Annotated in this window: 20 protein-coding genes; 9 read left to right on the top strand and 11 right to left on the bottom strand. The window is 69.3% G+C overall.

What is annotated here, in order from left to right; all coding sequences use genetic code 11:
• Positions 1–44 precede the first annotated feature (44 nt).
• On the bottom strand, positions 45–836 hold the full coding sequence (locus QF035_RS49940) for a DUF3050 domain-containing protein (protein WP_307529220.1): 792 nt from the start codon (positions 834–836) through the stop codon (positions 45–47).
• Between the two features lie 270 nt (positions 837–1,106).
• Between QF035_RS49940 and QF035_RS49945 the strand changes: the two genes are divergently transcribed.
• The 6 genes from QF035_RS49945 to QF035_RS49970 are packed head-to-tail and all read left to right on the top strand — an operon-like array spanning position 1,107 to position 9,106.
• Positions 1,107–1,703, top strand: coding sequence for an antibiotic biosynthesis monooxygenase (locus QF035_RS49945; protein ID WP_143642528.1), 597 nt, complete (start codon positions 1,107–1,109; stop codon positions 1,701–1,703).
• A 24-nt stretch (positions 1,704–1,727) separates the two neighbouring features.
• Positions 1,728–3,872 (top strand): aminodeoxychorismate synthase component I, encoded by a 2,145-nt coding sequence (gene pabB, locus QF035_RS49950; protein WP_307529222.1) that lies wholly within the window; start codon positions 1,728–1,730, stop codon positions 3,870–3,872.
• Positions 3,869–5,437 (top strand): AMP-binding protein, encoded by a 1,569-nt coding sequence (locus QF035_RS49955; RefSeq protein ID WP_307529224.1) that lies wholly within the window; start codon positions 3,869–3,871, stop codon positions 5,435–5,437. The genes pabB and QF035_RS49955 overlap by 4 nt, the downstream gene beginning before the upstream one ends.
• A gap of 41 nt (positions 5,438–5,478) precedes the next feature.
• Complete coding sequence (locus tag QF035_RS49960; RefSeq protein WP_307529226.1) at positions 5,479–7,071, top strand: class I adenylate-forming enzyme family protein; 1,593 nt, start codon at positions 5,479–5,481, stop codon at positions 7,069–7,071.
• Position 7,072: 1 nt separating this feature from the next.
• Entirely contained in the window at positions 7,073–8,251 is a 1,179-nt protein-coding gene (locus QF035_RS49965; protein WP_307529228.1) for an FAD-dependent monooxygenase, read from the top strand.
• Between the two features lie 60 nt (positions 8,252–8,311).
• Complete coding sequence (locus QF035_RS49970; RefSeq protein WP_307529229.1) at positions 8,312–9,106, top strand: aminotransferase class IV; 795 nt, start codon at positions 8,312–8,314, stop codon at positions 9,104–9,106.
• A gap of 136 nt (positions 9,107–9,242) precedes the next feature.
• Here QF035_RS49970 and QF035_RS49975 read toward each other — a convergent pair whose 3' ends face one another.
• Positions 9,243–9,734 carry a carboxymuconolactone decarboxylase family protein gene (locus tag QF035_RS49975; protein WP_307529230.1) on the bottom strand — a complete coding sequence of 164 codons (492 nt, stop codon included), beginning with the start codon at positions 9,732–9,734 and terminating at the stop codon, positions 9,243–9,245.
• 93 nt (positions 9,735–9,827) lie between these two features.
• Here QF035_RS49975 and QF035_RS49980 point away from each other — a divergent pair, with 93 nt between their 5' ends.
• Together QF035_RS49980 and QF035_RS49985 are read left to right on the top strand one after the other, a co-directional pair.
• Positions 9,828–10,382 (top strand): HAD domain-containing protein, encoded by a 555-nt coding sequence (locus QF035_RS49980; protein ID WP_307529233.1) that lies wholly within the window; start codon positions 9,828–9,830, stop codon positions 10,380–10,382.
• 111 nt (positions 10,383–10,493) lie between these two features.
• Positions 10,494–12,743: an MMPL family transporter gene (locus QF035_RS49985; protein ID WP_307529235.1), complete on the top strand. Its 2,250-nt coding sequence runs from the start codon at positions 10,494–10,496 to the stop codon at positions 12,741–12,743.
• A gap of 86 nt (positions 12,744–12,829) precedes the next feature.
• Here the strand turns inward: QF035_RS49985 and QF035_RS49990 are convergent, their stop codons facing one another.
• The 3 genes from QF035_RS49990 to QF035_RS50000 all read right to left on the bottom strand — a co-directional run bounded on the left by QF035_RS49990 (position 12,830) and on the right by QF035_RS50000 (position 17,699).
• Positions 12,830–14,854, bottom strand: a complete 2,025-nt coding sequence (locus QF035_RS49990; RefSeq protein WP_307529237.1) for a non-reducing end alpha-L-arabinofuranosidase family hydrolase — start codon at positions 14,852–14,854, stop codon at positions 12,830–12,832.
• Between the two features lie 72 nt (positions 14,855–14,926).
• A complete protein-coding gene (locus QF035_RS49995) occupies positions 14,927–16,564 on the bottom strand; it encodes a glycoside hydrolase family 43 protein (RefSeq protein ID WP_307529238.1) in 1,638 nt (545 codons plus the stop codon).
• Between the two features lie 43 nt (positions 16,565–16,607).
• A complete protein-coding gene (locus QF035_RS50000) occupies positions 16,608–17,699 on the bottom strand; it encodes a non-reducing end alpha-L-arabinofuranosidase family hydrolase (protein ID WP_307529240.1) in 1,092 nt (363 codons plus the stop codon).
• Between the two features lie 637 nt (positions 17,700–18,336).
• Between QF035_RS50000 and QF035_RS50005 the strand changes: the two genes are divergently transcribed.
• On the top strand, positions 18,337–19,179 hold the full coding sequence (locus QF035_RS50005; RefSeq protein WP_307529242.1) for a hypothetical protein: 843 nt from the start codon (positions 18,337–18,339) through the stop codon (positions 19,177–19,179).
• A 117-nt stretch (positions 19,180–19,296) separates the two neighbouring features.
• Here the strand turns inward: QF035_RS50005 and QF035_RS50010 are convergent, their stop codons facing one another.
• The 6 genes from QF035_RS50010 to QF035_RS50035 form a co-directional block, all read right to left on the bottom strand.
• A complete protein-coding gene (locus QF035_RS50010) occupies positions 19,297–20,784 on the bottom strand; it encodes a hypothetical protein (protein WP_307529244.1) in 1,488 nt (495 codons plus the stop codon).
• A 172-nt stretch (positions 20,785–20,956) separates the two neighbouring features.
• Positions 20,957–21,688, bottom strand: coding sequence for an SDR family oxidoreductase (locus QF035_RS50015; RefSeq protein ID WP_307529246.1), 732 nt, complete (start codon positions 21,686–21,688; stop codon positions 20,957–20,959).
• Positions 21,689–21,823: 135 nt separating this feature from the next.
• Positions 21,824–22,852 (bottom strand): alpha/beta hydrolase family protein, encoded by a 1,029-nt coding sequence (locus QF035_RS50020; RefSeq protein WP_307529248.1) that lies wholly within the window; start codon positions 22,850–22,852, stop codon positions 21,824–21,826.
• Positions 22,853–22,978: 126 nt separating this feature from the next.
• Positions 22,979–23,290, bottom strand: coding sequence for a hypothetical protein (locus QF035_RS50025; protein WP_307529250.1), 312 nt, complete (start codon positions 23,288–23,290; stop codon positions 22,979–22,981).
• Positions 23,287–23,982, bottom strand: a complete 696-nt coding sequence (locus tag QF035_RS50030; protein WP_373466864.1) for a sigma-70 family RNA polymerase sigma factor — start codon at positions 23,980–23,982, stop codon at positions 23,287–23,289. Before QF035_RS50030 ends, QF035_RS50025 begins: the two co-directional genes overlap by 4 nt.
• Positions 23,979–25,541: a sodium:solute symporter family protein gene (locus QF035_RS50035; protein ID WP_307529252.1), complete on the bottom strand. Its 1,563-nt coding sequence runs from the start codon at positions 25,539–25,541 to the stop codon at positions 23,979–23,981. The genes QF035_RS50030 and QF035_RS50035 overlap by 4 nt, the downstream gene beginning before the upstream one ends.
• Positions 25,542–25,653 lie beyond the last annotated feature (112 nt).

Below are 25,653 nucleotides of genomic sequence, written 5' to 3' on the forward strand. Positions count from 1 at the left end.
TTCCCCGCGCCCCTTCGGGGTGGCCTGGGGAGCCGTCGGACGGATCAGGCGGCCGTGTTCTCCATGGCCTGCGTGATCGCGTCCCAGAGGCGGGACCTGGCCTCCAGTGCGAGGGCTGCCGTCTCCGCGGCCTCCTTCCAGCGGGTGTCGTCGTCGCCGCAGAGGTCCGCCACCATGGCCATCGCCATGGGCGTGTGCTCCTCGCCGTCCACCTCGATGTGCCGGGCCAGGTAGTCGCAGAAGACCGGGAACCGGTCGGAACCCTCCTTCTTGATCACCTGGTCGAACATGTCCGGGATGAGGTCCTCCCGGGAGAAGGCGAAGGCCGCCGCCCGGCAGTGGAGGGGCCTGTCGAGGATGATCCCGAACGTCGTGGTGACGAACTCGGCCGCGGGGCCGGGTACTTGGGCGGCCCGCAGCGCCGCCGGCACGTCATGGCCCTCCCCGAGCAGCGCGAGGAACGTGTCCAGGCGTGAGGTGTCCGCCCCCGCCTCGACCATGCCGCCCCGGTAGAGCTCGAAGTGGCTGGTGAAACCGCCGTCCAGCTCGTCGCTCTCCTCCACCAGCACGATGTCGTTGATGAGCCGCCGGCTCACCTGCGAGCCGCGCGGCACCCAGGGGACGTCCACACACGTCAGCTCCCGCTGGAGGGACTTCAGCAGCGACATGAAGTCCCACACCGCGAAGACATGGTGCTCCATGAAGGTCGCCATGTCCTCCCGGGTGCTTATCCGCTGGTAAATCGGATGGGCGGTCACTTCTTTTCGGGCCGGTTCGATCTCGGCGCGCGCCCGGTCGATTCCCTCGTGCGTCATGCTCCAGTCATACCTGGACATGGGTCTCCTTCTTGCTGTTTGAGATCCGGCTTATTCGGCTCAACGTTCGGCTCTTCACGTCGCCGGCGAACGGTGCCCCCGAGACCGATGGTGCCGCTTTGTTCGAGAACCCGGCAAGCGGTTTCAGGAATTCGCAAATGTTACCCGAAGTACGGCGTGGCAAAAGCCATCAAGGCGGGCGCAAGGGTGACAAAGCGCTGCTTTCCCGGCTGCACACAAAAACTCCGTTGAGAGTTGAACATCAGGTGTTGCCTTTCCGTATTCAGAGGCGTGACCAGGAATCCCGTTACCGTCACCGTCGCGTATCGAGTGGTGCCGGGCCGTGAGGCCGAGTTCCACTCCTGGGGGTGGGGTGTGCTGCGTGCGACCGCGCAGGAACCGGGCTTTCTCGGCGGTGGCGTACTTGTCGACGGAGAGGCGGAGTGGCATGTGGTCTACCGCTTCACCAGTGAAGGTTCGGCCCTGGCCTGGGACAACTCGGTCGAGCGGGCCGAGTGGCAGGCTCGTGGGGAGATGCTGGCCCGTGAGACGGGCCGACGGACCGTGCAGGGATCGAAGGCCTGGTTCGAGTCCCTGACCGAAACCCCTTCCGCGACCGCGGCGGCACCACGTCCGCCACCGAAGTGGAAGTTATGGTTCGTGAATATGAGCGCGGTCTTCCCGCCCGTACTCATATTCAATTTGTTGGTGCTTCCTTACCTCGGTGACTTCAACCCTCTCATCCGCACCTTGTTCCTCTGCCTGGCCGTGACGGCCATTGTCACGTGGATTCTCATGCCGCGGCTTCAGCGTTTCTTCAAGAAATGGCTGTACCCGCCGCTGCAGGCAATCCGTGGACGGCACAAACGACGGGCTGCACAAGGCTGAGAACGACCAAAGGGGGGTGGGCGGGTGAAGACCCTGCTCATCGACAATTATGACTCGTACACATACAACTTGTTCCAGCTGATTGCCGAGGTCAACGGCCAGGAGCCAGTGGTGATCCTCAATGACGCCTCGGCCGACGATCTTCCGGACCTCCGGGGGTTCGACAACGTCGTGGTGTCCCCGGGACCGGGACACCCCGCTCGGGCACGCGACTTCGGCATCAGCGCCACGGTGCTCGCCGAGTCCTCGATCCCCGTCCTCGGCGTCTGCCTCGGACACCAGGGCATCGCGGCCGGTGAGAGTGCCCGGGTGGTGGCCGCACAGGAGCCCCGGCACGGCCATCTGTCCAGAATCCGGCACACGGGCGAGGGCCTGTTCAGCGGACTTCCGCAGGACTTCACTGCGGTCCGCTACCACTCGCTCGCCGTACGGGAACCGCTGCCGGCGAGCCTCAAGGGCACCGCCTGGGCCGAGGACGGCGTCCTGATGGGGCTGCGGCACCGCACCCGGCCGCTGTGGGGTGTGCAGTTCCACCCCGAGTCGATCCTCACCGAGTACGGCCACCGGCTGTTCCTGAACTTCCGGGGCCTCACGGCGGCGCGCAGTCGAGGGGTCCGCCTGACCAAGTCCCGTACACGGGAGCCCCGTACCGCAGGCGCCGCCAAGGCGTTCGTACCCCGCCCCCGGCGGTCCGCGCCCGTCGGATACCGGCTGCACACCCGCCGGATCGCGACGGCCGTGGACACCGAGACGGCCTTCACCCGGATGTGCGCCGACGCGCCCAGGGCGTTCTGGCTGGACAGTTCACGGGTCGAGGAGGGGCAGTCCCGCTTCTCGTTCTTCGGCGACGGCACCGGTCCGCTGGCCGAGTTCGTACGGTACGACGTCGAGTCCGGTGTCTGTGAGGTCGAGCGCCCCGGGCGGCCCCCGCGCAAGGTGCGGGCCAGCGTCTTCGACTATCTGAAACGGCAGTTGGCGACCCGCCGGGTGGACGCCGGCGAGCTGCCCTTCGACTTCACCGGCGGATACGTCGGCTACTTCGGATACGAGCTCAAGGCCGACTGCGGCTCGCCGAACCGGCACCGGGCCGACACCCCGGACGCCTCCTGGCTCTTCGCCGACCGGCTGATCGCGGTCGACCACCAGGACGGCTTCACCTATGCCGTCTGCCTGGCCGAGAACACCCCGCAGGGCGCGCGGGGCGCCGCCGACTGGCTCGACAGCGCGGTGGCGCAGCTGAGCTTCGTGTCGGCGGCCGGGCCCACCGTGACCCCGCCGGCCGCGTCCGAGCCCGATCTGCACGCCGCCGAACCCTGGCTGGTGCGCGACCGCGAGACCTATCTCGCCGACATCGCGGCGTGCAAGCGCGAGCTGAACGCCGGCACGAGCTACGAGATCTGTCTGACCAACGCCGCCGAATTACCCGCGCCCCCCGACCCGTTGGCCTACTACCGGGTGCTCCGGCGCATCAACCCGGCGCCCTACGCGGCCTTCCTGCAGTTCGGTGACCTGACCGTGGCCGGCGCGTCCCCCGAACGCTTCCTGCGGATCACCCGGGACGGCGTCGCCGAGGCCAAGCCCATCAAGGGCACCGCGCCCCGCGGCGACCGGCCGGAGGAGGACGCCCGGCTGAGGGACTCGCTCGCCGCGGACGCCAAGACCCGCGCCGAGAACCTGATGATCGTCGACCTGCTCCGCAACGACCTGGGCCGGGTCTGCGAGACCGGCACGGTCCGGGTGCCGCGCCTCATGGCCACGGAGACCTACGCCACCGTGCACCAACTGGTCTCCACCGTCGAGGGCCGTCTCCGCGAAGGCACGGAAGCCGTGGACTGCGTACGCGCCTGCTTCCCCGGCGGCTCGATGACCGGAGCGCCGAAGCTGCGCACGATGGAGATCATCGACTCACTGGAGACCGCCGCCCGCGGGGTCTACTCCGGAGCCATCGGCTATCTCGGCTGCAGCGGTGGAGCCGACCTCAACATCGTCATCCGCACTGCCGTCTTCACCGGCGGTCGGATGCACCTGGGAGCCGGCGGCGCCATCGTCCTCGGCTCCGATCCCGAAACGGAGTACGACGAGATGCTGCTGAAGACCGCCGCGCAGTTACGCGCCCTCCGCGAGTCCACGACCGCCGAGCCGGTCTCCCTGCAGGAGCAGATCCGATGACGCCCACGACCTCCGCTCCGAGCACCACCGACACGGCCTATGTCACCGAGACCGAGGCCGGGAACCTGTCCTCCGGGCTGGCCGCACTGGCCGAGGGCCAGGGCTGGACCGACCGGCCCGCCTTCCACCAGGGCCACCGGGCCTGGACCCACGGCGAGGTGCACGACCTCGCCGCCCGCGCGGCGAGCGTGCTCGCCGACCACGGTGTCTGCCCCGGCGACCGGGTGCTGCTCGCGCTGCCCGACTCCCTCGCCTGGGTCACGGCGTTCCTGGCCACCGCCAGGCTCGGCGCGGTCGCGGTCCTCGTCAATCCCGAACTGCCCGCCGCCGACCACGAGTTCATCGCCGAGGACGCCGGAGCCGCCCTGTGTGTGACCGGGCCCGGACTGGAGGAGCGGTTCGCGGGCCGGACCCGGCTGGGCGCCGACCAGCTCGTCGCGCTCACCCGCAGCACACCGCCGACCACCGGCGCCCACCCGGCCGGACCGCGCACCCCGCTCTACATCCAGTACACCTCCGGAACGACCGGCACTCCCAAGGGAGTTGTGCACTGCCACGGCGACCCGGGGACGTACCACGAACTCATCGGCGACCGGCTGCTGCGCATCACCCCCGACGACGTGACCCTCTCGGTGTCGAAGCTCTTCTTCGCGTACGGCTTCGGCAACGCCTTCGTCTTCCCGCTCTTCTCGGGGTCCTCCGCCGTACTGGTCGACCGGCGCCCCTCGCCCGCCGCGGTGGACGAACTCGTCGCCCGCCACCGGGTGACCCTGCTCTACTCCGTCCCCTCGGCGTACGCAGCCCTGGTCGCCGACCGGGCCGACGGACACGCCGCCTGCTTCGCCTCCGTACGCGCGGCGGTGTCGGCCGGAGAGGGCATGCCCGCAGGACTCGGCGAGCGCGTCACCGAACTGCTCGGCGCGCCCGTCCTGGAACAGATCGGCTCGACCGAGGCCGGGCACGCCTTCTGCGCCAACAGCTTCGACGCCAATACCCCGGGCACCGTCGGCCGCCCGGTCCCCGGCTTCGACGTGGAGCTGCGCGACCGCGCGGGACACCCGGTGCCGGACGGCTCGGAGGGCGAACTCTGGGTCAAGGGGCCGACGTTGACGACCGGCTACCTGAACCTGCCCGGGGAGACGGACCGTGTCCTCGTCGACGGCTGGCTCAACACCCGGGACCGCGCGCGACGCGAACCGGACGGCACCTACCGGCACTTGGGCCGCACCGACGACATGGAGCTGGTCGGCGGCATCACCGTCTCCCCGCTGGAGGTCGAGGCCGTGCTGCGCAAGCATCCGGCGGTACGCGAGGTCGCCGTGGCGGCCGTCACCGACGAGCGCGGCGCAACCGCTCTGCGGGCCTACGTCGTCATCGGCGTGTCGCCCTCGACGGCTCCCACCTTCGCGGCGAGCCGGTCCGGTCTGGAGGCCGAACTCATCGGCCTGGCCCGCGAACACCTCGCCGCCTTCAAGGCCCCCCGAACCGTCCACGTCGTGCCGTCACTGCCCCGCACCCCGACCGGCAAGCTCCGCCGCCACCTCGTACGCCAGGGCGCGTGGTGACCGTGGCCGTGATCGCGAACACCTCAGAAAGGAAAGGGCACATGCCACAGCCGCAGTCCCCGCTCTCCGATCGCGGGTTCTACCTCGGCCCGATGTTCCAGCAGGCCGCCGCCCGGCACGGAGCCGTCCCGGTCACCCTGGACCGGCCACTGGACGTCAGCCCCGACCTCGGTCTCGACCTCAGCTACCCGGTGCTGGCCGCCCTGGTCGAGGACCTGTCCGGGCGGTTGTGGGAGTCAGGTGTCCGGCCCTCGGAGCAGGTCGTCGTCCACAAGACGGACAACGTCGACATCGTCCTGCTGACCTGTGCCGTCTCCCGGATCGGCGCAGTCCCCGTCCTCCTCTCACCAGGCCTTGAGGGTCCCGTCGTCGCCCGGCTCCTGAAGCGGCTCCGCGAGCCCTGGCTGGTCACCGACCGGGCGAAACTCACCGGACCGCTCCAGGACATCGACGTCGCCCGGCTCGTCCGGCAGACCCTCAGCGTGGACGACGCGCCCGGAGCGGTCCCGCTGGACAAGTACGCCGGCGCCCCGCCCCACGGGCCCGTCCGGCTGCACCCGCGCGAACCCGCGCTGATCACCCACAGCTCGGGCACGACCGGCACCCCCAAGCTCGCCGTGCACTGCCCGAACACCATGTGGAACCGGCTCGTACCGCAGAAGGCCATGGGCTGGCCCACCCGCGGCGAGACGGCCGCGCTGCACATGTCCTTCGTGCACTCGCGCTTCTACCACCTGCTCGGCGTACTGCTGCACTTCGGCAGCCCACTGCTGTTCATCACCGACCCCGAGCCCGCTGCCGCCGGCCCGCTGCTCGCCCGGCACCGCCCCGGCATCGTCGAAACCCACCCCAACACCTTTGTCCTGTGGGAGGAGTTGGCCGACGCCCCCGGCGCACCGCTGGCCCGCGTCCGCTCGTACGGCAGCACCTTCGACGCGATCCACCCGCGTACCGTGCAGCGGCTGCTCGGCGCGTCGAACCGGCGCTCGCCCTGGCTGATGCAGTTGTACGGGCAGAGCGAGACGGGCCCGGTCGCCTTCCAGTGGTACACGCGCCGCAGCGCGGCCAGGGCGGACGGCCGCCGCGTCGGCATCGGCATCCCCGGCTTCACCCGGGTCCGGATCGCCGACAGCGAGGGACGGCGCACCCAGCCGGGTACAGCGGGCCGTATCGAGGCCCGCACCAGGGGCCGGATTCTCACCTACCTCGGCGCCCAGGACCAGTACGACCGTCAACTGGGCGACGGCTGGTGGCAGATGGGCGACATGGGCTACCGGAACCGGTGGGGCGCGCTCTATCTGATCGACCGTGAGATCGACCAGATCGACTCCGTGCACAGCAACCTGGAGATCGAGGACACCTTGATGTCCCGCCTCGACGAACTGCGGGAGGTCGTCATCGTGCCCGGCGTCGACCGCGAGCCGGTACCGGTGGTGGTCGTCCGGGGCGAACAGCCCCTCGACCTGCAACGCTGGCACGAGGCGACCGCCGACCTCCCCAAGATGACCTACCCGCGGCAGTGGCGCTTCGACGAACTGCCGATGACCTCCACCTGGAAGGTCAAGCGGGTGGAGATCACCCGCATGCTCACCGAGAGCGCGACCGCCACCGCCGAGCATCCCGGTGGCGCCTGACGTGAGCCCTGTCATCGTCGTGGGCGCGGGGCCCGTGGGCATGTCGGCCGCACTCGGCCTGCGCGCCCACGGACTCCCGGTCACCCTCGTGGAAGCGGACCCGCAGGGACGCGAACGGCCGGGCAGCCGCGCCCTGTTCGTCCACAAGGAGACCCTGCAACTGCTCGAAGGGATGCGACCCGGGCTGGCCGCCCACATCACGTCGTACGGACGGACCTGGCAGACCAGACGGACCCTGTACCGGGGCCGCGAGGTGTACGCCAAGTCGTTCCCGCCGCCGTCCTTCCCGCCCCCGTTCACGAGTCTGCGCCAGGTGGACACCGAGCGGTTCCTGCTCGCGGCCTGCGAGTCGGCCGGGGTGGACTTCGCCTGGGGCGCGCGCGTGACGGGGGCCAAGGTCACCGACTCCTCAGTCGCGGTGAGCAGCGAGGACGGGCGCGGCTGGACGGGCACCCATGTCATCGCCGCCGACGGAGCCCGCTCGGCGGTCCGGCGCGAGCTTGACATCCCCATGGAGGGCACCCGTTCGGAGGGCTTCCACGTCGTGGTGGACGTGTCCGACATCCCGGGCGCCGACCTGCCGCTGGAGCGGGTCTTCCACTACGAGCACCCCGGCGTCGGCGGCCGCAGCGTCATGCGCGTGCCGTTCACCGGCGGCTTCCAGGTCGACCTGCAGTGCCGTGACGACGACGCACAGGAGTCCTACGGCACCGAGGAGGCGGTACGGCAGTGGCTGCCCGCGGTCGTGGGGGAGGGGTACGCCGACCGGATCCTGTGGGTGTCGACGTACCACTTCCTCCGCAAGGTCGCGGCGACCTTCACCGACGAGGAGCATCGCGTGCTGCTCGTCGGTGAGGCGGCCCACCTCTTCCCGCCCTTCGGCGCCCGCGGCATGAACAGCGGCATCGCGGACGCGGCGGCGGCAGCGGCTGCCGTGGCCGCCGGCACCACGGAGGCGGTCGCCGAGTTCGCGGCGGCCCGGCGGGCGGCGGCCCTGTTCAACAGCGCGGCGGCCGGCGCCGCTCTTGACCATCTGCGGCCCAGCCGTCGGACCGTACGGGCGAAACAGTGGGCCGCGGCGGCCCTGGCACCCGTACTGCCCTGGTGCGGGGCCTGGTTGGAACACGCACCGTACGGTCCCAGGCACGGATCACCGGCGAGCGCCGGACGGAAGTACTGACCGGAGCACCTTCAAGCACCGGCCGTACTGACGGACGTACTGAGAGGGGAGAGTATCTTGATGACACAACCGGCAACCGCAGAGGGGCTGTTGGCGTGGATGCCCGGCCGTGGCCTGATCGCCGGCCTGGCGGCCGACACACAGCTGCTGGTCGCGGACTCCTGGCTCGTCCGGGACGGACAGGTGCGTGGTCTCGACCGGCACCGGGAGCGGTTCCTGCGGTCCTGCGGCGACTGCGGAGGTCCGTCCCCCGACCAACTCGACGAGTTCTGGCGGGACATGACGGCCGCGCTGCCCCGCACGGGATCGTGGTTTCCGCGCGTCGAACTCGTCGCCGGCTCCCTCCAGTTGCGGCTGCTCCTGCGATACGCGCCGCAGATCGCTCCGGACGTACGCGTGTGGGCGGCCGGCCAGCCGGACCCGAGAACCGTGCCACGACGCAAGGGACCGGACCTGGACGTGCTGGCCCGGGTCCGGCAGCGGGCGAGGGGACAGGGCGCGGAGGAGGCGGTACTGATCGCCCCCTCGGGCCTGGTGCTGGAGGGGGCGACCTCCAGCGTGCTGTGGTGGGAGGACGACACCCTGTGCCTGCCCCCGCAGCAACTGCCGATCCTGGCGGGCGTCACCACCGGCCTCATCCAGGAGCGGGCCGTGCACAGCGGAATCCGGATGGCCCACCGCGAGCGGACCCTGGAGCAGCTCGCCGGGCGGGAGGTGTGGCTGGTGAACGCCCTGCACGGAATCCGGCCGGTGATCGGCTGGGAGGGCCGGCCCATGGAAGCGGGTCAGGACCTCTTCGCCAAGGAATGGCGGGAATGGCTCGACGGCCTGTTGGAGCCCCTGCCCGCCGCCTGATCCGATAAAGAATCCGATAAATAGGGGAAAGGTTCGCGCCGGACCGAAAGTATTCGGCCCGGCGCGATTATCCATATCCGGATTCAGTAAATTTCGGAGATCACTTCTTGGGGATCACGGGGATCACCGGGATCGCTCACGCCTTTTTCTGGGCAGGCTGATAAGCGCCCGGAACCATCCGTGTCGCGATGGCGATGCGGTTGTACGCGTTGATGACGGTGGCCGCCCAGATCAGTGCCGCGAGCTGTGCCTCGTCGAAGACCTCGGCTGCCTCCGCGTAGACCTCGTCCGGGACGTGCCCGTCGTGCACCAGCGTCACCGCCTCGGTCAACGCCAGCGCGGCGCACTCCCGTTCGCTGAAGAAGGGCGTCTCCCGCCAGGCGTTCAGCGCGTACACGCGCTGCTCGCTCTCGCCCTGCGCGCGGGCGTCCTTCGTGTGCATGTCGATGCAGAACGCGCAGCCGTTGATCTGCGAGGCGCGAATCCGGATGAGCTCAAGGAGCTCCGGCTCGACCTTGGCGTCCTGCGCCGCCAAAACGGCCGCGCCGTGCAGCGCGCCCATTGCTCCGGACACATCGGGGGTTATTTTCTTGAGGGCCACGCGGGGTGTGGATTCAATCTTGGGCATGCGTCGACTCTATCCGCCTTATGGACTCCATGAAACGGAAACAGTGCGAATAGTCGTGCGACGATTTACCGGAAGGACGACTATCCTGCGGTCATGACCGGATCCGGGGAACGGCCCCTGCTCTTCCTCGATGTCGACGGCCCGCTCATTCCCTTCGGGGCGGCATCGGGGCAGTACCCGGGCGGGTATCCGACCTATGGGTCGGACGCGGCGGGGTCCGACGAGAATCCGCTCCTGGCCAGGATCAACCCCGCGCACGGACCCCGCTTGACGGCTCTGCCGTGCGAGCTGGTCTGGGCCACCACCTGGATGGACGAGGCGAACGAGACCGTCGCCCCGCGGCTCGGTCTCCCCGAACTGGCCGTCGTGACCTGGCCGGAGCCGGACGACGCGGAGGCCGACGGGCAGGCCGAACAGGACGCGCGGCGCGGACTGCACTGGAAGACCCGCGCCCTGGTCGACCGGGCAGCGGGCCGGGCGTTCGTCTGGGTCGACGACGAGATCACCGACACGGATCGGGCCTGGGTCTCCGCGCACCATCGAGGGCGCGCCCTGCTGTACCGGGTCGACCCCCGCCGGGGCCTGACGGGCGCGGACTTCGACGCCCTCGACGAGTGGCTGGCCGCCGAAGCCGCCGACGGTTCCTGACTCCTGGAGCACTCGACGGGCCTCCCGCCTCCATACGACGCTCCGTATGACGGCGTGATCAAAGCATCGTTTAATGGGGAAAATCGTGATCATTCACTGCGGGAGCAGCCCATGTCGCCAACGCGGTCCCGTACGGGGGACGGGCAGGGTGCACCCGGGCGGCTGCGCAGGCTGGGGGAGTGGTGTGCCCGGCACTTCGTGATCGTCATCGTGGCCTGGCTGGTCGTGCTGGCCGCCCTGCAGGTGCTGGACCGCTCGTTCGGCGGAGACTACTCGGACGACTTCCAGCTCCCCGGTGTCCAGTCGGAGAAGGGCCTGGACGTACTGAAGAAGCACGACCCGGCGGCGGGCGGCTACAGCAGCCAGATCGTGCTGCGCGACGACAAGCAGTCGCTGACGTCGGTGAGCTCGCAGATGGGCCAGACGATCACCGACCTGCAGAAACTTCCCCACGTACTCTCGGCGCAGAACCCGTTGACGGCCCCGTCCCAGCAGTCGTCGCAGTCCTCGGGCCAGTCCCAGCCGCCGAACGTGGGCCCGCTGTCCAGCGACGGGAAGACCGGCTACATCACCATCCGCTTCGACGTACAGCCGTCGACACTCGGCGACTCGTACCTCGACGGAGTGGACAGCTCGGTGCAGTCCCTGAGGTCGGCGGGCGTGGAAGTCGAGTACGGCGGCCCCCTCGGTGAACTCGCCAGGCCCGCCCCCGACGACCGGATCAGCGAACTGATCGGATTCGCGGTGGCGATCGTCGTCCTGCTCGTCGGTTTCGGCAGTGTGCTCGCGGCGGGCATCCCCCTGCTGACCGCCCTGATCAGCGCCGTGGGAGGGCTGGCCTGCCTGGGGCTGCTGGCCGCGGCCTTCACCTTCGCCACGGTGTCCCCGACGCTGGCCACCATGATCGGCCTGGGTGTGGGCATCGACTACGCGCTGTTCCTCATCACCCGCCACCGGCAGAACCTCATGAACGGCGACGGCCCGGTTCGCGCGGCGGGCCGGGCCACCGCCACCAGTGGCCGGGCCGTACTCGTCTCCGGCTGCACGGTGATCGTCGCCCTGGCCGGTCTCTCGGTCTCCGGAGTCAGTTTCATCGGCCTGCTGGGTCTGGCCGCGGCCGTGACGGTCGTCTCGGCTGTCATCGGCGCGCTGACCCTCGTCCCCGCTCTGCTCGGGCTCATCGGCCATCGCATCGACCGTTACCGGGTGCGCCGCCCCGTCGCGGAGACGAACGCCGCCCCGGGCGAGCCCGTCGAGGGCACCTGGCACCGCTACGCCCAGCGTGTGCAGCGACGCCCCTGGTGGTTCCTGGTCGGAGGAGTCGTCACGGTCCTAGTCCTGGCGATCCCGGTGCTCTCGATCCAGCTCGGCCACATCGGCGACGGCGCCGACCCCAAGTCGTTCACCGACCGACGGGCCTACGACCTCATGTCGGACGCCTTCGGGCCGGGCTCCAACGGCCCGTTGACCGTCGTCATCGACCAGACCTCCGTACCGTCCGACCAGCGTTCGTCACTGGCGACACAGGCGCAGAAGTCCCTCACCGATGTGCAGGGCGCGGCCACGAGCACACAGCTCACGCCCACCCAGGACGGTGACGTGCTGGTGGGCACGGTCTACTCCAAGGAGGCTCCGCAGAGCGCGGACACCACCGACCTGACGAACCGCCTGGTCGACGAGACCCTGCCCCAGGCCGTGTCGGGCACCGACGCCAAGGGCTATGTCACGGGCACCACGGCCGCCCAGGTCGACTTCCGGGACATCGTCGCGGAGCGCCTCCCGCTGATCATCGCGGTGGTGGTCGCCCTCGCCTTCCTCATCATCCTGATGGTCTTTCGCGGACTGCTGGTCGCCCTCAAGGCTGCCGTCCTCAACGTCCTGTCCATCGCCGCCTCGTACGGCGTGGTCGTCGCCGTCTTCCAATGGGGCTGGGGCGGACCTGCGTTGGGCGTGTCGGGCAAGGTGCCCATCGAGAGCTACGTACCCATGATGATGTTCGCCATCATCTTCGGCCTCAGCATGGACTACGAGATCTTCCTGCTGTCGCGCGTCCACGAGGCCTGGTCGCGCACCGGGGACGCGAAGGCCAGCGTGGCCCACGCCCTGGAGATCACCGCGCGTGTCATCACCTGCGCCGCCCTGATCATGGTGAGCGTCTTCGCCGCGTTCATCGTGAGCGACAACATCGTCGTCAAGATGCTCGGGCTCGGCCTGGCCGTGAGCGTGCTGATCGACGCAACTGTCGTACGCCTGCTCCTCGTTCCGGCCGTCATGACCCTGCTCGGGCGGCACGCCTGGTGGACGCCGGGCTGGCTGGACCGGATCATGCCGCACGTGGATCCGGAAGGGGACCACGACTGAACGACGACCACGGCTGAACGGGCGGGGCGCCGTCGCGATCCGTACGGGAGGTGCGGGCCCCCGCCTGCGCAGGGGCCCGCGGTCGGTCAACAGGCCGAGTTGGTCTGGGTGAGCAGGCCGAGCCGCCACGGCAGACTGTTGTAGTCGCCGCCCGCGCCCGGGTCCTTGCCCTGGTAAAGGTACTGAAGCCGACAGGAGTTGACGGCCAGGGTCTGGTCGTTCCCGGCACGGACGAGTTCACCGTGGCTGATGTCCCTGGTCCAAGTCCCAGAGGGGAAGCCGACGTTGTTGGCCCGGGCGAACGGGTTGCTCTCGGACGCGGCCAGCGGAGACCACGAACCGGCGAGGCTGCCGGCGGTCCAGGACCGGAAGTAGCGCCGCCCGTCCGACCCGATCGCCTCCACGAGCAACAGGTACTGGTTGGTGTCCTGCACCTTGTAGACGTTGCTCGCTTCGAACAGGGCGTACTTGTTGGAGTCCTGGGCCGCGATGACGGTGTTGGTGAATCCGTTCGGGAACTGGCCCAGGGTCGTCTGCGAGCGGTAGAGATGCCCGTTGTCGTCGGAGGAGAACAGGTAGCAGTTGGCGCTGTCGCAGATCACCCACATGTCCACCCAGTAGCCGCTGCCGATGTTCTGGCGGATGATGTCCGGCATCGACGAGTAGAAGTGGCGCGGCGCGCTCCAGCCGTTCGGATTGCTGATGTCGGTGTTCGTGGAGTACGACGCGTTGCCGGTCTGGTAGACGAGGTACCACGTGCGCTGCGGAGCGAAGTAGAACACCTGCGGCGCGGCCCGGTACCCGGTGCCTATGGCGCTGCGGTCCAGATAGTGGTGCGTGGCCGAGGAGGCCTGGGACCAGTCGGTGAAGTTCAGGTACACGAGGTTGTAGCCGGACGCGCTCGCGACGCTGGCGAACACGTGCCACCTGCCGTTGTGGTAGACGACCGACGGGTCCTTGAGCCCGGCGATGTTGTGGGTCGAGTCCGGCTTCGGGGACATCAGCACGCCGCTGGAGCTCCAGCTGTAGCTGCCGGGCAACGCTGCGGCATCGGACACGGTCCGCGTGGCGGCGGTGCCGCCCAGCGCGGTCAGCGCCGACTGGAAGGCGGGCTTCTTGTTGCCGCTCCGGTCGAACAGCAGCGGGTTCTCCCCGGCCCGCCAGGAGTCGCTGTCCCGGATGCCCCAGACCGTGATGCCCGTACAGCGTGACACGCTCATGCAGGCCCTCACCGTGTTCGCGTACGCGGTCGTCGGGGCCTGCGCGATGTCCAGTTCGGTGATCTGTACGTCCACGCCGAGCGCGGCGAAGTTCGCCAGCGTGGTCTGGAAGTCGGACGGCGGCCCGCCGGTACCGAAGTGGGCCTGGAAACCGACGCAGTCGATGGGTACGCCGCGTGCCTTGAAGTCGCGCACCATGCGGTAGACACCCTGGGTCTTCGCGGCGCTCCAGTTCTCGATGTTGTAGTCGTTGTAGCAGAGCTTGGCCGCCGGGTCGGCCGACCGCGCGGTGCGGAAGGCCTGCTCGATGAAGCCGTCGCCCAGCAGGTTCTGGAACACCGAGGGCCGGTGCTGGCCGCCGGTGCCGTCGGCGAACGCCTCGTTCACCACGTCCCAGGAGTGGATCCTGCCCTTGTAATGGTTCATCACCGTGGTGATGTGGTTGTTCATCACGCCGCGCAGTGTGTTCGCGTCCGTGATGCCGCTGACCCAGCCGGGCAGTTGGGAGTGCCAGACGAGTGTGTGGCCGCGTACGCGCTGTCCGCGTGCGGTGGCGCGGTTGACGATCTGGTCGGCGGGGCCGAACGTGAACGAGCCGCGGGTCCGCTCGGTGGCGTCCCACTTCATCTCGTTCTCGGGCGTGACCGAGTTGAACTCACGGTCGAGGATCGTCGAGTACGTCCCGTCGCCGAGCTTTCCGGCGGCCACCGCGGTCCCGAAGTACCGCCCCGTCTGGGCTGCTTGGGTGCCCAGGGTGGAGGCCTTGACCTCGGGGGAGTCGGGCGATTCGGGCGGCGCGGCGGTCGCGGTACCGGGTACCACCATGACGGCGGCGGCCAGCAGTCCCAATGCCGAGGCTCGGCGCCGGCTGAGCCGGTTGAGAAGGTTCACGGTTCTCCTCAGTACGGTCGTCGGATGCGGATGCGGATGCGGATGCGGATGCGGGTGGCGGGTGGGCGCCCGTCAGGGCGCGGACAGCTCGAAGCGCTCGACGCGGACCGAACCGCCGAGCGCCTGAGTGGCGTAGTCGAAGAGGGCGAATCGGTAGCCCATGAAGAACTGCCAGCTGTTGCCCATGGTGAAAACGGGCCCCAGGCGGACGAAGTTGGTGCCGTCGGTGCTGTAGGAGAAGGTCCCGGGCCGGGCTGCTCCGGGGCGGATGTCGGCGTTCGCGCGCAGCCAGACGCGGCCCCCGGAGACGTTGGCGCTCGCCATCTCCGTACCGGTGCCGGTGGTGTTCCAACTGCTGTCCATCGTCAGCCCGTTGACCATGACGACTCTCGTCGCACCGCCGTCCCGCCTGACGCCGATCCACGCCGACGAGTCACGCAGCAGCGCGAGCCCCGCCCGGTCGCCGTCGCGCATCGTTGAGTGGTCGAGCTGGATCGTGGCGGTGGACGTTGGGCCCTGGATGCGGTGGGTGAGTGTGTTCCGGGCCCAGTACAGATCGTCGGTGACCGTCGCGGTCCTGAGGGTCAGGCCGTTGCCGACGGTCCATCGGCTGTTGTCCGGGTTGTGGTTCCATTCCCACTTCGGCTTGAGGGCCGTTCCGTCGAACGTGTCGACGCCGGTCATCGGGGTGACCTGCCGGGGCGGGGCCGGGACGACGGGGCTGGGATACGACGCACCCCAGGCTCCGTCGACCAACTGCACGACGGGCCAGCCGTCCGAGGTCCACGTGACCGGCGCCAGGACGGGGATCCGGCCGCCGGGGTACGCGTCCACGAACGCCAGGTAGTACCAGGCCCCGCCCGGTGTCTGGACGAGACCGCCCTGGTGCGGGACCCCGCCGCCGGCGACCGGTCCGCGCAGGTCGAGGAGCACCTGCCGCATCGTGTAGGGCCCGAAGGGACCGCTCGTCGACTTGAGGATGTACTGGCCGTTGGCCGGGCGGGTCAGGAAGATGTAGTGGTTCCCGTTGATCCTGTAGAAGCGTGAGCCCTCCAGGGTGCCGACACTCGACGGCGTGCTGAACACCTGCTGTGCGCGGACCTGGGTGCGTCCGTCCGCGGAGAGCTGGGCCACGCTGATGGTGGTGTTGCCGTACGCCACGTACAGCGTGTCGTCGGTGTCCACGAGCAGCCCCGCGTCGTAGTACGCGGTACCGATGGTGGTGAGTCTGTTCCAGGGGCCCTCGACGGCGGTCGCGGTGTAGATGTACGTCCTGGCGAAGTCGATCTGGCCGAGCCAGTAGAACGTCCGGTTGCTCGGGCGGTAGGCGAGTGACGACGCCCAGATGCCCCTGACATAGCCGTGGGCGCCGTTCAGGTCGTACTTGGACCCGAAGTCCAGCACCGGCACCGAGTGGCCGGCGAACTCCCAGTTGACCAGGTCGTACGAGCGGAGGATGGGCGCCCCCGGTGAGTAGTGCATCGTCGAGGCCGAGTAGTAGTAGGCGTTGCCGACGCGGATGATGTCGATGTCCGCGAAGTCCTGCCAGAGCACGGGGTTGGTGTACGACGCGGCGGCCGAGGAGTTCCGTGCCGAGGTGTGAGCCGCCGCCTGCGCGGCAGCGGTGCCGGGCAGAGCGGCTCCTACGACCAGGCCGCTCGCCGCGCTCAGTGCCTTCCGGCGACTGTGGGGTTGTTCGAGCCATGACATGTCGAACGCTCTCCTTGTGCGGGGGACGAGGAGGTGCGGCGGATCAGCAGGTGCTGTTCGTCTGGGTCAACAGGCCGAGACGATAGGGGAGTTGGGAGTAGTCGCCGCCGGCCGACGGGTTGAGGCCCTGGTAGAGGAACTGCAGACGACAGGGGTTGATCGTCATGGTCTGGTCGTTGCCGGCGCGGACGAGTTCGCCGTGGCTGATGTCCTTGGTCCAGGCGCCGGAGGGGAACGTCACGTTGGTGGCACGGGCGAACGGGTTGGCCTCGGTGGCCGCCAGCGGCTGCCACTGGCCGGTGAGTCCCTGGGCCGTGAAGGAGCGGTAGTACCGCCTGCCGTCGCCGGCGAAGGCCTCCCACAGCAGCAGATGGGTGTTCGTGCCCTGTACGCGGTAGACGGCGCCGCCCTCGAACAGGGCGAACTTGGAGTCCTGGAGCACGAGTTGGGTGTTGCGGAAGCCGCCCGGGAACTCGCCCACGCTGGTCTCGGAGCGGTACACATGGCCGTTGTCGTCCGCGGAGAACAGGTAGCACATGGCGCTGTCGCAGATGGTCCAGTAGTCGAGCGTGCCCGACGGGGCGGCGTTCTGGAACGTCCTGGGCGCCGACCAGCTCTGCGGGTTGCCCGGGTTCGTGCTCGTGGAGTACGAGGGCGGGCCGGTCTGGTAGACGAGGTACCACAGGTTCTTCGGCGCGAAGTAGAAGACCTGTGGGGCGGCCCGGTAACCGGTGCCGATGTTGGGGTTGGTGTCCAGGTACGTGAGCGGGGCCGCCGAAGCCCCCGACCAGTCGGTGAAGCTCGTGTAGGCCAGGCTCCAGGAACCGGCCGTGTTCGCCGTCGTCATGAAGACGTGCCACTTGCCGTTCGCCTGGACCACCGTCGGGTCCTTGACGGAGACGACGGGGTGACTCGCGTCGGGCTTCGGGGAGATCAACTGGCCGCTGGACGACCACGTGAAGCTGCTCGGAAGTTGCGCCGCGACCACCGATTCCTTCGGAGGCGGAGCGGAGTACGACCGCGTGGGAACGGCGAGCAGCGACATCGCCAGGCCCAACAGGAAGACCATGGCCGCGCGACGGGCGTGGTGGATGTGGTGATGGCGCGGGCGTAAGCCGTGTACGAGTGCGGGCATGCGGGCTCCCAAGGGAGGTCGGGGCTCGCCGCACGAACGCCAGGTGCGCTCTTCGTCCGGAACAGTGGCGTGTGGGGAGAGCCTTGCCGGTACGGGTGATGCGGTGATGCGGGTGCTGTCGTGCCCGGTTCGTGCGGCGGGCGCATGAACCGCTGCGGCCAAGTCTTTGTTCGTGCAGTCGAACATCGACCGGCCAGTTGGACGTCTTGGATGATAGGAGCCTCACCAGGAGCGTCAATACCTCTCGCATCATTCGGCTTCCGGGCCGCATCTTTCGGTGTGGTCTCGCGGGGCCCCCGGAGCTCCCTCCCGCCTCGGGATCCACCTTCGTGTCACGCCCTTCCCGGCCTGGGAACGCGAGTCGTGATCAAGTCGGAACATGGTGAACTCGTGAAGGATTGACGAGAGTTGTGAAAGGTGACAAGAATTCGGATCACTCCACTCCGCTGCGTCTCAAGCGAGTGAAGTGGCGCGAGTGACTCGGTCGCGCACGCCTTCGTTGCGTCCTCCCGCGTCGGTCACATGCGCTCAGCCACCTCCCACACATTTCGATCCACAGAGGCCCATTTTGTCGCGTTCGCAACAACCCAGAATTCCGGCTGCCCTCGCAGCGTCCGCTTTCCTCGCAGTCGCCGCCGTGCCCGTGTTCGGGGCGGGCGTCGCAAACGCCACGCCCGGCGGGACGTGCCAGTCGGCCACCGTCCAGTACCGTCTCGTCGGCGCCGACGGAGGTGTCGTGGGCGAGGACTGGACCTCGCAGGGCGGATTCCGTTCTTGGGACACCATCCCCGGGCCCGTCGAGGTCCGGCTGGCCCCCGGGCAGAAGGTCGCGGACGGCTGCAAGTACCCCGTCTCCCTCGCCGAATACACCACCGAGGGGCCGAACTGGGCCACTTCCGGTCGCCAGACCATGGTGGACAAGGCCACCGTCTACCTCACCGCCGATGACGTGGCCGGTGACGACGACGCGAAGCGGACCTGGCAGAAGCTGGCCGTGAAGGTGCCCGACTGCTACGGCCAGATCGACCTGTACGGCGACGACGTCGCGTACGACGGCAAGACGGGCGAGGGGCACGGCCCCGCTCCCTACCAGCCCGACGGCGTCAACACTCCGTACCACCTCATAGCGGCGTGGAACGGAGGCGAGAAGGAGTGCGCCGACAGCCCGCCGGACTCGCCCAGCCCGACCCCGACCCCTTCGGAGCCGACCCCGTCGACTCCCGCGGGCAGCACTCCGCCCGCGGAGGAGACGACTCCGCCGCCCACCCCCAAGCCCTCGGCGACGCCTCCCACGACGCCGGACGTGCCGCCGCTGTCGTCGAAGCCGCCCACCACCCCGGAGCCGTCGTCCAGTGACAGCACGCCGCCGCTGGCGGAGACGGGCGCCGGCGCGCCGGTCGGCCTGATCGCCGGTGGCGCCGCCGTGGTGATCGCCCTGGGCGCCGGTGTGGTGTTCGCGGCCCGCTCGCGTCGCTCATGACGGACGTGCACGGGATCGTCCTCGTGCCGTAGCGCACACCTAAGGCTCCGTCTCCCGGTTGGCACCATCCGTGCCGGCCGGGAGGCGGAGCTGTTGCCCCGAGGGGCCACGTCACGTTCAGGGGGCGATGCCCACGCCGTTGATCCGGCTCCAGGACTTCTCCTGGGCGGCGGTCATGGCAGGCCAACGCAGCCCGTCCGGGCGGGGGTTGACCCGTGTGGCGTACGAACGGGGGTAGAAACCCGGGTCGTAGAAACAGCCCGTGCCGTACTTCTTGTCGAACGCACCGCAGGATGCCGCGAGCGACTTCGGCGTCGGCTTCTTTCCGGTGCGTACCCAAGTGCTGAGAGCGAAGATGGAGTTGGCGTACTCGGAATTGCTCAGCCCACTGTGTTCGCTTTCCCGGGTGAAGGTCTGCACGAGCTTCTTGTCCCGGTGCGAGCCCCGAAGGCTGTCGCGGTAGGCCGCCTCGTGCTCGATGAACGCCGTCGGATCGTCGATGGCGTGGAGCGTGAGGACGGGAATCGAGACCTTGCCCGTGAGGTCACTGTCGTACGACAGATCGCGAACGGCGGTCGGTTCCGCGGAGAACCGTTCGACGCCCGCGTTGAGAGCCTTGTCGTCATGGGACCCGGAATAGCGAACGCCCTTGTTGCTGAACGGATTTCGCCCGCCGAGCCGGGTGTGCACGATGTCGCGGAAGGTGAACGTCGCGAACCGCAGATGCGATTCCAGGGTGCGCTCCGGAATACCCGTGACCGCGAGGATGTCGTCCAGATTGCGCTGCTGCAGAGCGGTCCGCTCCCCTGCGGGGGAGTCGAATCCCGTGCATTCCTGCAAGCGAGCCCGCAGCCCCGCGCTCGTCATGGTCGAGGTCGCGCGCAGCCCCTCCCACAGCGGGTACTGCGGCTCGGTGGGACGAGGGTGGTTCTGGCAGTAGTACTGGTAGACCACCCGCAGGTCCACGCGGTAGTCGTAGCCGCGCGAGCCGCCGCCGAGCACGCCGTTGGTGAGCAGGGTGCCGTCGTACGGGCCGTGCTTCTTCGCGCCGTACGTCTCCACGACCTTCGCGGCGACGTTGCCGCCCCAGGACTGGCCGTGCACATAGGTCCGCCTCGGCTTGTCGAACTCCTCGACGAACAGGCGGCGCAGATTCTCGGTGTCGGCGGCGGCCATCCGCGTTCCGTAGCCGCCGCGGCGATACGACGAGCCGGCCCACGCGTAGCCTTCGTCGACCATCACCGACCAGCGTTCCAGATCGCCGATGCTGCGGTCCGGGTCGGAGTCCGCGCCGAGGTCGGGGCCTCCGTGCGCGTGCATCACGAGCGAGCCGTTCCATTCCTTCGGGACGGCGATCGCGTAATAGGCGCCGTTGGAATCCTGCCCGGTGTAACAAGTGGCCTTTCCGGTCAGGGTGGTTGGGCACTCCACGGAAGCAGGTCCGCCCGCAGCTTCAGAGGCGGAGGAGGCAGACGTCGGTCCGGCGAGTGTGCCGACGAGAATTCCCGCGACGCCCGCGGCGATCGCGGCACGGCGGCGTCGAAGTCCTTTGGTCCCGTTGTGGATTTCACGGATCCCCGACGTTCCGAGTCTCGGCCGGTCCATGGGCGTGCTCCTTCTCCTCATCGGCGCACCGTTGCGCGGCGGGGCCGATGCTAAGGAGAGGCCGGGTGAAAACCCATGGCTTGATCATTGCGTTCATAGTGTTCATCCGGCGGTGACCGCAGGCCCGCCGGGCAGCGGCGGGTATTCCTGCGGTCGGGACCGCCGATTCAGTTCACGAGAGCCAGTCCGTGTAGCGGGTGGGCGCGATGTGGGCGTCCTTCGGGGCGATGAGGACGGCACCGCGGACGGCCGCGAACATGCCCGCGCTGTCGTCGGTCGTGACCGTGCGGCCGTCCGGGTGGGCGTCCAGCGTGATCCTGCCGAGCTCGTCGAGCCGGTAGACGTCGGGGCCCGCGACATTGCGGATGCCCCGCAACGGGGTGCCCGCGGCGACCTCGGCGACCGTGGCGGCGACGTCCTTGGCCGCGATCGGCTGGATCGGTGTGCTGGGCAGCCGGACGGTGTCGCCGTCGGTGGTCCAGGACAGGACCGCGTCGACGAACTCCATGAACTGGGTGGCCCGGACGATCGAGTGGGGGACCGGCCCGGCCTTCAGCACGTCCTCCTGGAGGACCTTGGCCCGGTAGTAGTCCAGCTCGGGCACCTGGTCCACGCCGACGATCGAGAGGATGACGAAGTGCTGGGCGTCGCTCTTCTGGGCGGCCGCGAGCAGGTTGTCCATCGAGGTCTGGAAGAACGCCGGGGAGGCTTCGTCGAAGGTCGGGGAGTTCGTCAGGTTGATGACGGTCTCGGCGCCCTCCATGGCCTGTTCCAGGCCCTTGCCCGTGATGACATCGATTCCGGTGGACTGGGAGTGGGGCACCGCGTCGTGCCCGGCGTCGTTCAGTTTCGTGACGACCTGCGAACCGATCAGTCCGGTACCGCCGATCACTGCGAACTTCATGACACGGCCTTTCGGTCGGGGGCTGTCGCTCGACATGCCAATCGCTCCCGATTCGGGAGGGACCGTACAAACGGTAGAGGAAGGTTCCAGCAGCCGCTCGGCATCCGGTGAGTGCCGACAGCCGGCCATGGCGGGTCAGCGCAGATGCTTCTCGAAGAAGTCCATCGTCGTCTCCATCGAGGCAGGCCACTGCGGGGCGAACGTGTGGTGCTCGCCCTTGTACTTCACCAGTTCGACGTCCTTGCCCGCCTTCTCGAACGCGGCGGTGGTCCGCTCCGACCAGACGATGGGGCAGCTCTCGTCGGCGGTGCCGTGGTGGATGAGCAGCGGTTCGGTCACCCGGTCGACGTAGGTGATCGGGGAGGCTTCCTTCCAGAACTTCGGGTTCTCCTCAGGGGTGCCGTGCGTCTTGTCGATCTGGGCGACGACCGGGTCGCCGTCGCCGCGCTGGAAGTGGTCGATGTTCTCGTCCGGACGAGAGCTCACGGGGGCGAACACCACGGCGGCGTCGACCAGACCCGGCGCGACGACCAGCGTGTTGTACACGACGCCACCGCCCATCGACCGCCCCAGCAGACCGATCCGCTCACCGTCGATCTCCGGACGCCCCGACGAGCGCAGTGCCATGACGGCGCCGATCGTGTCCTCGGTGTAGCCGAGGCGCAGGTTGACGTCATTGTCCGGGTCGTCGTCGGAACCCGCGTGGTTGCGGTAGTCGGTGTGCAGGACCACATAGCCGTTGCGGGCCAGCAGCTCCTGCTCCCGGGCCAGTCCGCGGCCGCTGGTGTAGACGGCCGGGTCGATGTACCCGTGCGCCAGTACCAGCGCGGGGAACGGCCCCTTGCCCCTGGGAATGTTCATGATCCCCGAGATCGTCAGCCCGTTGGCCTCGTACGTGACCGCGTACTGGGTGTACGCGTCGGTCCGCACGCGTACGTTCCCGAGCTTGAGGTCGGAGCCCCGGTGCTCGCGCTGGATCAGCCCCGGGATCGACACGGGGTTGGCCGGAGTCGGGGTGGGCGTCGCGCTGGGTGTCCTGGCGGAAGCGCGGGCCGAGGTCGGCGGACTCGTGGGCCCGGTGTCGCCGTCGCCGTCCCCGGTGCAGCCGACAGCGGCCACCAGCACCAGCCCCGCGGCACCACAGGCCATGCTCCGAAACCGCATACGGCCAGTATCCCCCCGATCGGCCGCTACGAGCGGTGCCGTACGGGTTCTCGACGGGAGCGGACCGAGTCCGAGCAGGGCACGGCGGGACCGCCGCCGGGTAGGGCACGACCCCGCGGCCGTCCATCAGCCCGGGACGGCGGCCGCTCCGCTGGTAGTGGCCTGGCCCCCCGTGCCGGAGAAGATGACCCCGGGTTCGGAGGGAGCCTGGTTCAGTACCCACAGGCCGATCAGGGTGGCGAGCGTGAAGACGACCGCGATCAGGACCGCTAGCACGAGCCGACGACGCCGCTCGCGCCGCAGCCAGTCGCCGCGGGCCGTGCGGTAGGCGTCGGGGGCCGGGTGCACCCCGCCGGCCAGCGCCTCCAGGGCCTCGCGCAGCTCTTGTTCCGTCCGGTCCGGCTCGTGTTCCATGCGGTCCGGAGAGGTGTCGTTCATCGCCGGGCCTCCATCGCCTGGGTCAGGGCGGCGATGCCGCGTGCGGTGTGTGTCTTGACCGATCCGCAGGAGATTCCCATCGCGGCGGCTATCTCGCTCTCCTTCAGGCCGAGCCAGTGGCGCAGCACGAGCGCTTCGCGCTGCCGCGCGGGCAGTTGCTGCAGCGCGTCGATCAGTACGCGCTGGTCGTCGTGGAGCAGTGCGGTGCTCTCGGCGGAGGCCACGACATCGCTCGGCGGGTTCTCGACGTGCTTGCGCGCGACCTGGAGGTGGCGTATTCGCATCCGGGTCAGATTGCACACCGTGGACCGCAGATAGGCCTCCGCTGCCTCGGAGTCCCGCAGTCGGCGCCACTTTCGGTAGATCTGGTAGTACGCCTCGGCCACGACGTTCTCCGGATCGTCGGCGCCGAGCAGCACGGCCAGGCGCAGCATCGAGGAATAGTGCACCTCGAAGAGCCGGGCCAGTGCGGCTTCCCGTTCCAGGTCGACGGGATCGCCGACCGCGGGGGACAGGGGTGTCGTCTCCTCGGGCGCCCCTTCGCGTACGCCGTCGGGGCGGGACTCCTGGTCGAGGCCGGTCCGGTCCGCGCCCGGCGGCCGGGCCGTCGCCGCGCGCGGAACGCGTGGCTCGGGGACGGCGGCCGGAACGGCCTGCGCCACCGTCGAGCGGGTGTGCTGTCTGCGTCTCACGGGTTGGTGGCTCCCGTCTCGGGGCGGTGCCTGACGGTCAGGCGTGGCGGTAGGTCGGTGACATCGGCGCCGCGTGGGACGCCGAGACGTTCGAGGGCCGCGGTGCCGACCAGGGCGACGGCCAGATTGAGGACCAGGGCCGCGAGCCCGGCGTAGATCTCCAGCGGCCGGTCGGCGGAACCGAAGGCCACGATGGACGAGAATCCCTCGCGGACCACCAGGAACGTGCCGGCCGTCATGCCCACGGCCCACCCGGCGATCAGCGCCCGCGGGTGCATCCGACCGGTGAACAGCCCGACGGCCACGGCGGGGAAGATCTGCAGAATCCATACGCCGCCGAGCAGTTGGAGGTTGATCGCGTCCTGGTCGCGCAGCCCGAACACGAAGGCCACCGCCCCCACCTTCGCGGTGAGCGAGACCGCCTTGGCGATACGCACCTGGCGTTTGGGCGTGGCGGTCGGCTGGACGTACTCGACGTACACATTGCGTACGAAGCAGGTCGCGGCGGCGATCGACATCACGGCGGCCGGGACGAGCGCCCCCACGACGATGGCGCCGAACACCAGCCCGGCCAGCGGCCCCGGCATCAACCGGTCGACCAGCATCGGCACGGCCGCCTCGGCGCCTCCCTCAGGCGCCTGAACGCCCGCCGCGAGGGCCGCGACGCCGAGGAAGCCGAAGAGCGCGAGCAGGCCCGTCCAGGCGGGCAGGGCCACGGCGACCTTGCGCAGGGTGCGCGGGCTGTCGGCGGCGAATCCGGCGGTGAGCACGTGCGGGTACATCAGCAGGGCCAGCGCCGAGCCCAGGGCGAGGGTGGCGTAGGCGGGCTGCTGCTCGGGGGAGAGGAGCAGGGCGGAGTGCACCGTGTCCGTACCGCCGAGCCGTTGTGCGGCCCGGTCGAAGAGCGGGCCGGGGCCGCCGAGCCGGTGCAGGACCAGCCAGCAGACGGCGGTGAGCGAGACGAAGACGGCCACCGCCTTGAGCGCGGAGATGACCGCCGGTGCGCGCAGCCCGTGCCGGTACGTCGCCACCGCGAGACCCGCGAAGAGCGCCACCATCACCAGATCCCCCGCCGCGCCGCGCGGATAGACACCCCCGGCGGTCAGCACCGCTCGTATCCCCAGCAACTGCAGCGCCAGATACGGCATCGTCGCAAGGATCCCGGTGAGCGCGACGACCAGGGCCAGCGGCGGCGAACCGTACCGTCCCCGGACGAAGTCGCCCACGGTCACATAGCCGTGGCGGCGGGCCACCGCCCACAGGCGGGTCAGCAGGACGAAGGCCAGCGGACAGACGATCACCGTGTACGGGACCGCGAAGAAGGCCGGCGCCCCGTTGCCGTACGCCAGGCCGGGGACCGCGGTGAAGGTGTACGCGGTGAAGATCGTGCCGCCCAGCAGCAGCCAGGTCCACACCGGACCCAGGCTCCGGTCGGCCAGCGCCCAGCCCTCCAGGGACGGCAGCCGGTCGGTGGGGCGCAGACGGCGCGCCGTGACGGCGAGCAGCGACGCTCCGCCGATCACGGCGAGAAACGTCGCGGTCATGGCGACATCCGCCATGGGTCACCGTCCTTGGTGTGCCTGTGCCCTTGCCGGAGAGTTGCGCGGGCACCCCACTCGGAGGACAGGGAACCGGCGGGAAATCTTCTGGAAATTCGCTGTCAACCAGTTC

It is taken from the genome of Streptomyces umbrinus (genome assembly GCF_030817415.1).
Lineage (GTDB): Bacteria > Actinomycetota > Actinomycetes > Streptomycetales > Streptomycetaceae > Streptomyces > Streptomyces umbrinus_A.